Origin of the sequence: Desulfurobacterium sp. TC5-1, assembly GCF_000421485.1 — a bacterium.
Lineage (GTDB): Bacteria > Aquificota > Aquificia > Desulfurobacteriales > Desulfurobacteriaceae > Desulfurobacterium_A.
Genome location: NZ_ATXC01000001.1, coordinates 923,365 through 936,088, shown reverse-complemented (window position 1 = coordinate 936,088; position 12,724 = coordinate 923,365). Strand labels below are relative to the sequence as shown.

General features: G+C 40.1%; 12 protein-coding genes. 6 read left to right on the top strand and 6 right to left on the bottom strand.

All coding sequences use genetic code 11. From position 1 onward, the window contains the following. Window positions 1–32 precede the first annotated feature (32 nt). The 3 genes from H153_RS0104790 to H153_RS0104780 all read left to right on the top strand — a co-directional run bounded on the left by H153_RS0104790 (window position 33) and on the right by H153_RS0104780 (window position 2,997). Entirely contained in the window at window positions 33–1,127 is a 1,095-nt protein-coding gene (locus H153_RS0104790) for a tRNA (guanine-N1)-methyltransferase (RefSeq protein WP_022847010.1), read from the top strand. Further along, window positions 1,099–2,010 carry a cysteine synthase A gene (gene cysK, locus H153_RS0104785; RefSeq protein WP_022847009.1) on the top strand — a complete coding sequence of 304 codons (912 nt, stop codon included), beginning with the start codon at window positions 1,099–1,101 and terminating at the stop codon, window positions 2,008–2,010. The genes H153_RS0104790 and cysK overlap by 29 nt, the downstream gene beginning before the upstream one ends. Window positions 2,011–2,109: 99 nt before the next feature. Continuing rightward, window positions 2,110–2,997: a hypothetical protein gene (locus H153_RS0104780; protein WP_022847008.1), complete on the top strand. Its 888-nt coding sequence runs from the start codon at window positions 2,110–2,112 to the stop codon at window positions 2,995–2,997. Window positions 2,998–3,000: 3 nt separating this feature from the next. Here the strand turns inward: H153_RS0104780 and H153_RS09330 are convergent, their stop codons facing one another. Further along, the gene (locus tag H153_RS09330) at window positions 3,001–3,663 is read right to left on the bottom strand and encodes a carbonic anhydrase (RefSeq protein WP_022847007.1); all 663 of its coding nucleotides are present in this window, start codon (window positions 3,661–3,663) and stop codon (window positions 3,001–3,003) included. Between the two features lie 126 nt (window positions 3,664–3,789). Here H153_RS09330 and H153_RS0104770 point away from each other — a divergent pair, with 126 nt between their 5' ends. Beyond that, a complete protein-coding gene (locus H153_RS0104770) occupies window positions 3,790–5,331 on the top strand; it encodes a 2-isopropylmalate synthase (RefSeq protein WP_022847006.1) in 1,542 nt (513 codons plus the stop codon). 28 nt (window positions 5,332–5,359) lie between these two features. Here H153_RS0104770 and H153_RS0104765 read toward each other — a convergent pair whose 3' ends face one another. Together H153_RS0104765 and H153_RS0104760 are read right to left on the bottom strand one after the other, a co-directional pair. Further along, window positions 5,360–5,791, bottom strand: coding sequence for a hypothetical protein (locus H153_RS0104765; protein WP_022847005.1), 432 nt, complete (start codon window positions 5,789–5,791; stop codon window positions 5,360–5,362). Beyond that, the gene (locus tag H153_RS0104760; protein WP_022847004.1) at window positions 5,788–6,609 is read right to left on the bottom strand and encodes a hypothetical protein; all 822 of its coding nucleotides are present in this window, start codon (window positions 6,607–6,609) and stop codon (window positions 5,788–5,790) included. Before H153_RS0104760 ends, H153_RS0104765 begins: the two co-directional genes overlap by 4 nt. Before the next feature lie 230 nt (window positions 6,610–6,839). Here H153_RS0104760 and H153_RS0104755 point away from each other — a divergent pair, with 230 nt between their 5' ends. Together H153_RS0104755 and H153_RS0104750 are read left to right on the top strand one after the other, a co-directional pair. Next, window positions 6,840–7,739, top strand: coding sequence for a hypothetical protein (locus H153_RS0104755; protein ID WP_022847003.1), 900 nt, complete (start codon window positions 6,840–6,842; stop codon window positions 7,737–7,739). A gap of 173 nt (window positions 7,740–7,912) precedes the next feature. Beyond that, on the top strand, window positions 7,913–9,091 hold the full coding sequence (locus tag H153_RS0104750; RefSeq protein WP_022847002.1) for a hypothetical protein: 1,179 nt from the start codon (window positions 7,913–7,915) through the stop codon (window positions 9,089–9,091). 27 nt (window positions 9,092–9,118) lie between these two features. Here the strand turns inward: H153_RS0104750 and H153_RS0104745 are convergent, their stop codons facing one another. The 3 genes from H153_RS0104745 to nadB are packed head-to-tail and all read right to left on the bottom strand — an operon-like array spanning window position 9,119 to window position 12,721. Next, entirely contained in the window at window positions 9,119–10,186 is a 1,068-nt protein-coding gene (locus H153_RS0104745; protein WP_022847001.1) for an SLC13 family permease, read from the bottom strand. Further along, a complete protein-coding gene (locus H153_RS0104740; RefSeq protein WP_022847000.1) occupies window positions 10,179–11,150 on the bottom strand; it encodes an ADP-ribosylglycohydrolase family protein in 972 nt (323 codons plus the stop codon). The genes H153_RS0104745 and H153_RS0104740 overlap by 8 nt, the downstream gene beginning before the upstream one ends. 11 nt (window positions 11,151–11,161) lie before the next feature. Further along, on the bottom strand, window positions 11,162–12,721 hold the full coding sequence (nadB, locus tag H153_RS0104735) for an L-aspartate oxidase (protein WP_022846999.1): 1,560 nt from the start codon (window positions 12,719–12,721) through the stop codon (window positions 11,162–11,164). Window positions 12,722–12,724: the final 3 nt, after the last annotated feature.

The following is a 12,724-nucleotide window of genomic DNA, read 5'->3' as shown; positions in this document are numbered from 1 at the left end:
TAAGGAAAACAGAAAGCATAAGAAGGAGAGAGATGATTTTTAAGAGAGCAAAGGAGATTTTTGCGGAGCGCTTAAAACGTGCAGGTATTGAGAATGTCAAATACTTGAGGAAGCCGGGAAGAGGCGACCTTTTTAACAGACTTGCCTACCTTGTTGCTACGGGCAGGTTTAAGGTTGTTGGAAAGGAAGAATTTGGTGAGATTCTTCCCGGTAGAATTCTTGATAGTGTTGGTGGTGTAAACCTGCTCTTTTCAACTGGTAGCGCTATAGCTGATGCAGTTATTCTAAAGTCAAGTGGTAGTTTTAAAGGTGTTTCTATCATATCAAGAGAGGATTTTTCGTATCCGGACATTGCTGTTGACATGCGATTTTTCCCTTCATTGATTGATAAGGAGAAGAGGAGTCTTTTTAATCAGCTTGAGATTATGTTCGGTGTTGTTAAAGATTACTTTACGCCTGAGAACTTTTATCTTATAGATAGTGAAGGCTACTGTGTGCCTTATCTAAAAGAGTTCTTTACGCCGGATGTTCCGTTTGAGATTTGTTCTAAACCTTTAAAAAAGCGTATTGTCGTCCTTGATCCGAATGCTGATGAGACGCTGACGCGGGACGATGTTGATGAAGATACTGTCCTTGTTTTTGGAGGTATTGTTGATCACGGTGAGCGGTTAAAAGGTGCTACCGCTGAAATTTACCGTGGGGCTGTTCATAGAAAAATTGCTTACAGAGGTTCAATACTTCCGGTTTCAGACAGAATCAACGAACTTACAAAGCTGTTGTGTGATTTTCTCACGTGCACCGATTCCCTTGAGGAGGTTATAAGACGGAATCTTACCAGACAGGCAAAGTTAAGGATTGCGAGAGAATCCGTTACCGCTAATTTAAAAAGAATTAAAGATGTAAACGGCGTTCATAAATGTTTACCGCTCTCTTTTTACAATCAACTTGCTGAGGAATTTTCCCTTAAAGATTTCCACTTTCGCAAGGCTTCAAAGCACGTAAACGGATTTACAGTCGTAAAAGATGAAATTCTTGATAAAATAATAAAAGAAGAAGCTGTAAAAGGCAGAAAAATTTTGCAGATAGAGGGTTTAATTGATGGGTATATTGTCAAGAAGTATCCTTGAACTTATTGGAAATACGCCTCTTTTTGAACTTACCGTTGAAGGTGTGACCTTTTACGCAAAACTTGAAATGTTTAATCCCGGCGGCAGTATAAAGGACAGAGTTGCCCTTTCGATTGTTGAGGATGCAGAGAAAAGAGGGCTTTTAAAGAAGGGAAAGAGAGTAATAGAGGCTACAAGCGGAAACACGGGAATAGGTCTTGCCCTTGTCTGTGCTGCAAAAGGTTACGGCTGCACGATTGTTATGCCGGAAAACATGAGTGAGGAGAGAAAGAAGATACTGAAGGCTTACGGTGCTGAACTTATTTTAACGCCTGCTTCTCTTGGAATCCCCGGTGCTATTAGAGAGGTTGAAAGGCGAATATCTGAAAATTCCGATTTATACTTTCCTGCCCGGCAGTTTAAAAATCCTGCAAATATAAAAGCTCACTATGAAGGTACTGCTGTTGAGATACTGGAACAGCTTGGAGAGATTCCCGGTTCTTTTGTAGCCGGAGTCGGAACAGGCGGCACGTTAACGGGTGTTGGCAGAAGGTTTAAAGAGGTAAATCCTGATGCCGTTATTGTTGCGGTAGAACCTGAAGAATCCGCTGTTATATCCGGAAGCAAACCCGGCATCCATAAGATTCAGGGAATAGGTGCCGGTTTTATTCCTGAAACACTTGATATGTCTGTTGTTTCTTTCCCTATCACTGTAACTTTTGATGAGGCAAAGTATTACTGTGAAAAACTTGCCGGAGAGTTTGGAATACTTGCCGGTATCTCTTCCGGTGCAAATGTCGCCGCTGTTTTAAAAGCCTTTAAAGACGGAAAGCTTAAAACACCTGTTGTTACAGTTTTTCCTGATACCGGCGAGCGTTACCTTTCAACTGAACTGTTTGGATAGGGGGCTGTTATAGAGATAAGAAAAATAGAAGGTATTATCCCTGCTGAAGCAATAAGCAGGAATCTTCCAGCAAAGCTTCAGGATTTTTCACGGAGAGATATGGAGAAGCTTCTCTCTTCTGTCATTCAGGGAGAGAGGAAGGGTGATTCTACCGATGAGTTAAAAGGAAAAAAATTAAAACTGAAATTTCTCGGATATACGGAAGATGGAAAGGCAAAGATTTTAGTTGGAAACAGAGTAATTGTTGCTGAGGTTGACGTTGATGAAGAGTTTGAACCGGGGCAGATTCTTACTTTTATCATAAAGTCCTTGTCGCCGAAGCTTGAGCTAAAGCTTGTAGAGATTGATCCTGAGTGGGCGCAGAAGTTCATTCTGAAATCGCTTCTACCTTTTCTTGATGCCGATTCGTTTGAAAAAATCGTTTCTATATATTTAAAGAAACACTACCCTGAAGTCTGGAATGCCGGGACTTTTGATGATAAGTTTTTTGCAAACTTTCTCTCTTCTCTCTTTTCATCCGAAACGATTTTTAAATTGATTGCCGCCGCTAAAGAGCTTGTCGCTTCTTCACGGGGAAAACTTTCAGAAGAAGATTATAAAAAGCTACTTCTTGCCATTATGGCTTTTTACTTTCTGCCTGTCGGAGATGTCGTTCTTTTCCCTATCAAAATTAAAGATACTGACATAGATGTTTACTTTGAAAAAGAGGAAGACGGGGTTAAGGTGGAGATTGAAATTAACAGGAAAGGCATCTCTGTATTTGTCTCTCTTTTTGTTATAAATAATGAAGTTTCTGTTGACTTTTTAACAGAGGATGAGAGGATTTTAAATAAACTTAAGCTTCTTGATGAACAGTTAAAGAATAAGCTGCTTTCTGCAGGGTTTATTCCCGTTGCTGTCTCTTACAGATTGGAAAGACCGCCTGATAAAAGTCAGATAGAGACCGTAAGGTTAAAACTTTCAGGCAGAATAAACATCTCTGTATAATGTTCACAGGAAAGCTTTTTCTTTTATCTTTTCCGGTAGGTTTTTAAGTATTGGATGATTTTTGATGTGGTTTCTGTCGTTTTCGCCGTTGATATTTCTTATAATCACCCTGCCAGAGCCTTTTCTGTATGCGTTTGTAAAGTCATAAACGGCACCTATGATTGTTAACTTTCCACTTTCTACGATGTGACCGTACATTTTCATGGCTTCTGATACCTGGTAGTCAACGTTTTTTTCAACACCTTCAAGCCACATCTTTTCAAAGTTATCGCTTCTTTTCACCGTTGAAAGAGGTATGTGGAGATGGTCAAGGGTGTTTTTAATGTTTATCGGTTCGTCTGAATAGTTGCTTAATGCTGCCTTTACGGCACCGCAGTGGGTATGTCCCAATATCAGAAGGATAGGTGTTTTCAGGTTGTAGATGCCAAAATCTATTGAACCTCTTGATGGTGCAATCTGATTGCCGATGTTTGTTATGAGAAAAATTTTGTCTGTTGGATCTTCGAAAAATATTGTTGCGTGGACTCTTGCGTCTGAGCAGTTTACCATTGTTATTACCGGATGCTGGCACTCTATAAACGGTTCAAAGTAGGATTTATCGCGGGAATTAACCCAGTTGCTGTTTCCCTCTATCAAAGCTTTTAAAATTGTTTCCTGTGCTTCCACCGGTTAACTGCCTCCTTACATAGATAAATTGTGCTTTATTCTATCACCTTAACTTATGTTCCTTGAAAAAGATACCTGTAAACTATAATATTAAACGATAACTGATTACAACTACAGGAGGCGGTCGTGGAACGGGAAAAACTTTACATATTTGATACTACTCTTCGGGATGGTGAACAAACCCCTGGTGTTAACCTGACGGTTGACGAAAAAGTTCAAATAGCAAAGCAACTTGAAAGGCTTGGCGTTGACATAATAGAGGCTGGATTTGCGATAAGTTCGCCTGCTGATTTTGAAGCTATTAAAAGGATAGCTGAAGAAGTGGAAAATTCAACAGTCTGTTCTCTTGCAAGGGCCGTTGAAGCGGATATAAAGGCTGCGTGGGATGCGCTTAAAAGTGCTGCAAGACCGAGGATTCACACATTTATAGCAACATCAGACATTCACCTTAAGTATAAGTTGAGAATGACAAGAGAAGAGGTTTTAAAGCGTGCTGTTGACGCTGTTAAGATGATTATTGACATAAGTGAAGGAAGAGCTGAAGTTGAATTTTCACCTGAAGATGCCGTAAGGACGGAACTGTCTTACCTCTATGAAGTTCTTGAGGCTGTTATAGAAGCGGGGGCAAAAGTTGTTAACATTCCTGATACTGTGGGATATGCTATTCCGGATGAGTGGCACGATAGAATCCTCGCCATAAAGGAGAATGTTAAGAATATAGACAAAGCCATAATAAGTGTTCACTGCCATAACGATTTGGGACTTGCCACTGCTAACTCTCTACTTGCAGTTAAGGCAGGTGCAAGGCAGGTTGAATGTACGATAAACGGCATTGGTGAAAGAGCCGGTAACGCTGCAATGGAAGAGATTGTAATGGCTATAAAAGTTAGAAAGGACCAATTTCCTGTTTATACGGACATAGATACTACACAAATTTATAGAACATCTCAGCTTGTAAGCAGGCTTACAGGAATTATCATTTCAAGAACAAAGCCTATCGTTGGTGACAACGCTTTTGCTCACGAATCCGGGATTCATCAACACGGCGTTCTTGCAAAGAGAGAGACCTATGAGATCATGAAACCTGAAGATATCGGACTTAAAGAATCTAAAATCGTTCTTGGTAAGCATTCAGGAAGTCATGCATTCAGGAAGAAGCTTGAAGAAATGGGCATAGAGCTCTCAGAGGAGAAATTAAAAGAAGCATTCAAGAGGTTTAAAGAGCTTGCTTCCAGGAAGAAAGAGATATTTGATATTGATATTGAGCTTATTGTTGAAGGTCTTGAGGAAGGAGCAAGGGACAAAAATTACAAACTTCTTTACAATCAGGCCGTGAGTGGTGAGGGTATTATTCCTTCGGCTACCGTTAAGATAGATACGCCTCACGGCGAAAAGTTAGGACTTGCAGTCGGTAACGGTCCTGTTGATGCTACTTACAAGGCGATTAAAAATGCCCTTAACATAGGTGATGAGATTCAGCTTAAAGATTTCAAGATAAGGGCTTTGACATCTGGAACAGACGCTCTTGCTGAAGTTTTCCTTACGATAGAGTTTGAAGGAATGAGCGTTAGTGGTAGAGGTGTTGACCCCGATATAGTTAGAGCTTCAGCTCTTGCTTTCCTTGAAGCACTTGACAGACTTGAAAAGAGGAAGAAAAAGCACCATTGAAAATTGGAATAAAAGGGCGAAGTGTTAATCACTTCGCCTTTATACCTCTTTTTGCAAGGCCCAGAGAAATCTTAAGAGATGCTTTTAGTCTTTCAATTGCTTTTGCAATCTCTATTATGGCTTTGTCGGCAATCGGTGTAAGCTCAATTTCGAAATCCATCTTTCCCTCGCTTAGTTTTTCAATTCCTTCCTGAATCTGCTTATAGTCTTTGGCAACAATTTTAGAGTAGAAGAAAATTAAGCCGACAACTATGAGAGATAAGACAACGACCAAAATGTCATACATTCTGAGGGCATCGTAAACAGCAGGAACATTAGAAAGGTACTTCTGAGCGACGTAGTGGCCTGAGAATATGAATATTAAGCCTACTAAAATGAACGATAAGCTCATCCGTAGTGTAAACGCAATTTCTGTTGGCAGGTCGGCGAAAAGAATCAGTCGTAACAGTTTTTCCTTCATTCAAACCTCCTTTTGAGTTCTAAGATTTTTTCTCTGTAATCACCTGCAAGGTTAGAAATAGTATCAATCATTGCCATAAGCTGTTTTCTTGTAGGCATACCCTCTATGCCGAGCTCCTCTTTTGCTCCATCTATTAGAATTTCGGCGATAGGGCCGACTATATCTTTTAGTTCCTTCTCGAAGCGTCTCATTACATCTTCGCTAATGACGAAGTTACCCGAATCTTCTTTTTCACTTTCAACCCTTAAAAATCCTATGTCAACAAGTTTTTTCATCTCTTTTAAAACTTCTTCCGGTTCACCGCACTTCCAGATAAACTCTTTTATGGGTTTTCTGTCGGCAAAGGCTGCCAGCAGCTTGAAGGCCAGGGGAGATAATGAAATAGCTTTTGATGTGTTGAATTCAGAATTCAGGGTGAAAACGGAATCGAGGGTTATGTGTTTTTCCTTGAAGGTGGGATAGACTTCGTCTATTGTTTTTAAAAAGTCCATTATGCAGTTTTTTACATCTACACAGTTTTCAGGAATTTTAGCAAGTTCTATATCTTCCACTTTGAATTTTATACATCTGTGCTCGAAGAGCATTAAAGTGTGAAATATAGCCTTAAATTTTGTTTCAAGATTTTCCACTTCAGATACAGCTGGATCGTTGGTTTCAATATCACATAAAAAGTAACCTTTGAACATTATTGCATAGTTAACTTCACCTTCTCCACAGGAACGGCGTAAAATCAGTTTTTTTGCCGAGGAACTATTCATTATAAATTGGAGAATATTCATGAAACTTTCATAATTGTCAATTGTTCCCTGTAAATCCATCGTTTTCACCCCAGATTAATTTAAAAATTAATATCTGTTTTCTCAATATCTATTATAAATATAGTTTTATTTCATAACTATGTTACTAATTATAGGTGCCCTTTTGTTCTCTGTCAAGAATCGATTAAATAACATCTGTAGATAGATTACTATTAACAATATTCAAATATCTTGACACTAACAAAATCACATGATATAAATCACAGTATCAACTTTACAGGAGGTTTGAAATGAGGCGTTTCGTCATCACCGTACTTTTATCGGTGACAGCACTGTTTGTTTTTGCAGGTGGCGCTTTTGCAGGTGAAAAACTGCAACCGTTCATCCTGAGCAAACTTCAGCCAAAGACGGTTGAAGATGGAATGAAGTCTGCTGAAGAGGCATTGAAAGGTGCCGGATTTCAAGTTGTGGGCAGTTACATGCCTGAAAAGGGTGTTGGTATCATAGTTGTTACGAGTCCTGAACTTCTAAAACTTGCTAAAAATACCGAGTATGGAGCTTTTGGAGCAGTTGAAAGAATTGCTGTTGTTGATAGAAATGGAAAAGTAGAAGTTTCTTTCACGAATCCTGAATATTGGTTCAACGCTTTTAGGATGGAAGGTAATATTGCTCCGGTTAAAAAGGCTCTTATTTCTGCCCTTGGAGATGCACTTGAGTATGGGGCAAAGAATGGTATAGATGCCGACGATTTAAGAGATTACAACTATAAATGCTGTATGCCTAAGTTTGACGATTTTTACAAGCTTGCCGATTACGATAATCACAATCAGGGTGTTCAGAAGGTTGAAAACAACTTAAAAGCAAAAGTAGCCGGTGTTTCCAAGGTTTACAGGGTTGATATTCCCGGAACCAAAGCAACACTTTTTGGTGTTGAGTTTACAAAAGGGCAGGCTGCAGATGAGTTTGTTCTTTCTCACATTGATGTTCCGGAAGTAGATTCTCACAGTCACGCAGCACATCTTCCGTACGAACTTCTCGTAATTGGAGATAAAGCTATTGCTCTTAATGGAAAATTCAGGATTGCCATCAGCTGGCCTTACCTTGGGATGTTTGGTAAACACGGTTTTATGAGCATAAAGCAAGCACCGGATGATATAGAGAAGCAGCTTAAAGAAGTAGCCACCAAGTAACCTCCGTTACCTCCTCTCACGTGTGGGCATCGGGGAGCACAGGCTCCCCGCTTTTTATTTTCGGGACAGAAATTTTTTCAATGTATTTTCAATATTGCTTTTCATTCTATCTTGACAATCTATTAATAGTTGCATATATTAATAGAACGCAAAAATTACGTGAGAGGTGACGCATGAGTTTCAGAAAGAATTTAGGAGAGAAATATTCTCCTCTTTACTATCTTGCCGCTCTTGGAAGTGGTGGTCTGGTTATAACCTTTTTTATGTATCTGATGTTTTTAACGCCCCACAAGGGTTATCCAATTCCTGTATATGATACGCTCGTCAGCGTTTTAAAAGGGGGTTCACTTTTCCAGAGACTTGTAGTAGTTGTAGGTGTTGCCGGTGTTGCGTTCTTTGCCTATCTGCACTTTAGATTGTTGTTCTGGAACATCAAGGAGTACAGCAACTTTAAGAGAACAAAGAAATTTGAAGAACTTAAAAAATCTCCTGCTGAAGTTCAACTGATGGCGATTCCCCTCACGTACGCCATGACCGTAAACGTGCTTTTTATGATTGGAGCTATATTCATTCCGCACCTGTGGAATGTTGTTGAATACATATTTCCGTTTGCCCTGCTTGCCTTCTTCGCTATTGGAGTTTACGGTGTGAAGATATTTATGGATTTTATTTCAAGGGTAGTTGCTTTTGGTGGATTTGATACGGAAATCAACAACAGCTTAAGTCAGATGCTTTCCATTTTTGCGTTTACGATGATAGCTGTGGGTTTTTCTGCCACCGGTGCTATGAGCCACAATCCCCTTGTTTCTGCAATTGGAATTGTCTTTTCAGTTGGATTTTTAAGTGTTGCGGCTGTATTTGGAATAATTAAGCTTGTTATCGGTTTTCACTCAATGTTTAAGCATGGTGTAAACCGTGAAGCTTCTATTTCCCTGTGGATTATTATTCCTATTCTAACGGTTGCCGGCATTGCTCTTTTCAGAAATTCCATGGGACTTCACCACAATTTTAACGTTCACATCTATCCTACCCAGCACCTTGTGCTTTTTACGGTTATCGTTGCACTTCAGCTCTTTTTCGGTCTTTTAGGTTACATGGTAATGAAGCATATAAACTACTTTAAAGAGTTTATTGACGGGAAAAGTGAGAGTGTTACCGCTTATGCTGCGATATGTCCTGGTGTTGCACTCTTTGTTATGCTAAATTTCTTGCTGAATAAGGGTTTTGTTGGAACGGGGCTTATCTATAAGCTTTCTATCGTTTACCTTCTGCTCTACCTTCCTCTTATATACCTTCAGCTTAAAACGATTATCGTTCTTTTCAGATTAAACAGGAAGCTTATAAAGGCATAGTAAACGGGGGACCATTATGGTTCCCCTTCACATTATTATCAGTGAAAAGGTTAGAGATGCGAAAAACAGAAAAAAGCTGGCCAGGTGGAATATTAAGAGGTATTTTCCCGCTAAATTATCAAACTTATTTTTAAATAATTTGAAAGCTATTAGATTTGCAAGTGAACCTACAAGCGTTCCAAATCCACCTATATTAACACCTATTAAAAGGCTTTTCCACAGTTTCGTAAATTTGGCAAGCAGTAGTGCGGCCGGTACATTGCTTATTATCTGGCTTAAAAAGGCACTGTAAATCATTGTTCTTTGGGGATTCATAAGGGAAAATTTTAGTATTGAACTAATGTTTGATGTAAAACCGAAGAAAGCTAAAAATGTAAGCAGCAGAAAATAATCAACCTCTTTGAGTATGTTTTTGTCTTTGATTAGGGCGTAAAGAGGCGGAATTATGCTTACTTCTATAGGGAATATGTGAAATATTACGCCGATGAATATGATAAAGAAGGCACTATATACGATAGCTTTCGTTCTGTTTATTTCTTCTTCGTGCTCTCTCTCTGTTATGTTAATGTTCTTTCTGCCAAAAAAGAGCGCAAGTCCTACTATGATTGAAAAAGAGAAAATGAAAAACGGAAGGATTGCCCCCATAAAGACTGCAGGATGTAAGTGGTAGTAGTAATAAATGAAAATGTTTTGAGGGTTGCCGAACGGGGTTAGAGCAGATGCTCCGTTAACAGACAGGGCTTCCAATATAACAAGCAGCATTATTTTTTCTTCAGGTATGGAGAGAGATAAAGTGAGGGGAACAACCGTAAAAAGTGCCACGTCGTTTGTTACGAACATAGATAGCCCACCGGACAGAATTGTGAGCTTCAGAAATGGATTTCCTTTTTCAAAAAAGGATGCAACTTTTACAAATAAACGGCTTTTCTCAAGGCCTTTTGTAATTACAAGAAAGTTGAACAGAATGACAAGTATTTTAAAATCTCTAATTGTGAGTTTCGGTAGTATTTTAAAAAAGAGTGAAGACAGAACAGTGGCTGTTAGAGCCACGAAAAAGATCCATTCCTCTTTTGCAATTTTGAATAATTTATTCATTTTTAATCTTCTCAAAAATTTTTTCAGATATCAGTTTGAGATATCCGGCGTTTTCTATGTTTCTTAGCCAATCTTTCGGTATTGCATCTATTCCATTGTAGCATCCCGAAAGGGCGCCGGTAAGAAATCCGATTGCGTCGGTGTCGCCTCCAAATTCTCCGTAGGCGTTAACGGCTCTCAAGAGGCTTTTTCTAAAGTCTTTTCCCCACTTCAGGAATATGTAGAGGGAAAGGGCAAACGGTTCAAGGACAAAGTTTCCGTTTCCAAACCTTAAAATAAGTTCGTCTAATTCATCAATGTTCTCTTTTACTGTCGTTATTACCATGTCTATGTAGGATTTTACGATTTCAACCTGAGAGAAAGAGTGCAGGAGTTCTAAAAAGTGCAGTTTTCCCTCTTCCATCTCAAGAAATATTCTTTCTCCTGTGATGGTTGATACTGCAACTGCTATTAGCCCGGCCGTATCAATCAGTATGTCATCTTTATAAACGATGGAAGCAAGGTGGCTTCCCTCCTGGTATGCCTCTTCGCTGTTGTCCCATCTAAAAAGTCCTGCTGCAACTGCAGGAAGGGCTCCATCAATCTCTGTTCCTTTCACTCTTGCCTCATCTGGCAGAGCGCCGCTTTTGTAGGCGAGGGCAGCGTTAATGTGGCCACCTGCAGGATATCGGTGATTTTTTTCATCTTTTACCCATTCTATAAGTTTTTCAACGTAGAACTCCTCGTCTATCTTTCCCTTTTCGGCGTACATCTCGAGAGCTATGAGGAACATCTGTGTTTCGTGAGAGTACTGTCCCTTTTTTAAAAATGGACATACAGATGAAGGGGAAGGTTCTACAAAGTCTGTGATGGCACCTCCGTAATTTTTCTTTACGGTTTCTCTGTCCATCTCTTCTGTAAGCGTTCCAAGGGCATCTCCTATTGCCCCTCCAAAAACTGTTCCTTTTATCCTTTTAAGAAGCACTGTTTCCTCCTTTAAACAGAGTTAATCAAATCCTGAAATGTGAACGTGCTGTGAAATCTCATCTCTTCCCTTTCGTAAGGGAAGTCACTCCTGTAGTGGCCGCCTCTGCTTTCTTCTCTTCTCATGGCGCTTATAGCTATGCCAAGTGCCAGTATAGCTCCGTTTTTAACCTCGTAAGATGAATTTGAACGTATCATTCTTCTAAACAGTTCTATTGCTTTTGTCAGTCCACCTCCATCTCTTATGATGCCGGCATACTTCCACAATGCATGTTTAAGGTCCTTCATTGTAAAGGTTTCATCTGTAGTTTTTCTTACAAGAGGTGAAACGTTAAAGGGTATCTTTTCAAAGTCAAGGGACAGGAATCTTAGATCTCTGTACATTCCATAAGCTGTTCTTTCGCCGAATACAATACATTCAAGGAGAGAATTGCTGGCAAGCCTGTTTGCACCGTGAACGCCTGTGCAGGAAGCTTCCCCTATGGCAAACAGTCCTGTAATGTTTGTTCTGCCGAAGGTGTCAACGTTGATACCGCCAATATAATAGTGAGCAACAGGTGTTATGGGAATAAGATCCTTTTCGGGATCGTATCCGACTTCTTTCAGTTTTTCGGTTATAGTTGGAAAACGCTCCTTGATGTTTATTCCCTTTTCCTTTATAGGCCTGAAGTCAAGGAAAACCTTTCCGCCTGTTATTTTTTTCTGATTTTCGATAGCTCTTGTTACCACATCTCTTGGAGCCAGCTCCCAGAGCGGATGGTAGTCTCCCATGAATCTTCTGCCGTAAGAATCAACTATTATTGCCCCTTCGCCCCTTACCGATTCCGATATGAGAAAGCAGGTTCCGTCTTCGCAGAATGCCGTTGGATGGAACTGCACAAACTCAAGGTCTCTCAGGACGGCGCCGTAGCGGAGAGCCATTGCTATTCCGTCGCCTGTTGATGTTTCGGGATTTGTGTTCTTTTCATAAAGTCCGGCTGCGCCTCCTGTTGCTATGGCGGTTACAGGTGCATGTATGGCGTAGTATTTACCGTTTTTTTCAAATATGACACCGTAGCATCTGTTGTTTTTCACTATCAGCTCTTTTACAGTTGCGTATTCAATGATATCTCCTCTGTAGCTGTCAAGAAGTGCCCTTTCAACTTCTTCGCCGGTTTTATCCCTGTAATAGACAATTCTTGAAACAGAGTGGGCTGCTTCTTTTGTGAACTTTAAAAGTCCTCTTTCGTCCGTTTCAAAAGTGGCCCCCATTCTTATCAGGTCTATTACCCGTTTTACGCCCTCTTCTACTAAAATTAGGGCGGTTCGTCTATCAACAAGGCCTGCTCCGGCTTTTAGCGTATCTTCGTAGTGGAGAAGAGGAGAATCGTCCGGCGGCAGTGCCACAGCTATACCACCCTGTGCTAACTTTGTTGAACATGTGTCTGCAGTATCTTTTGTAAGTATGCAGACATTTAAACCTACCTGGGACAGTTTCGTAGCGCAGAAGAGCCCTGCTGCACCGCTTCCTATTACCACTGCATCATACGTTTTGGGAAATTCTTTTATCTCAACGTTTTTAAGCAATTTCATCTT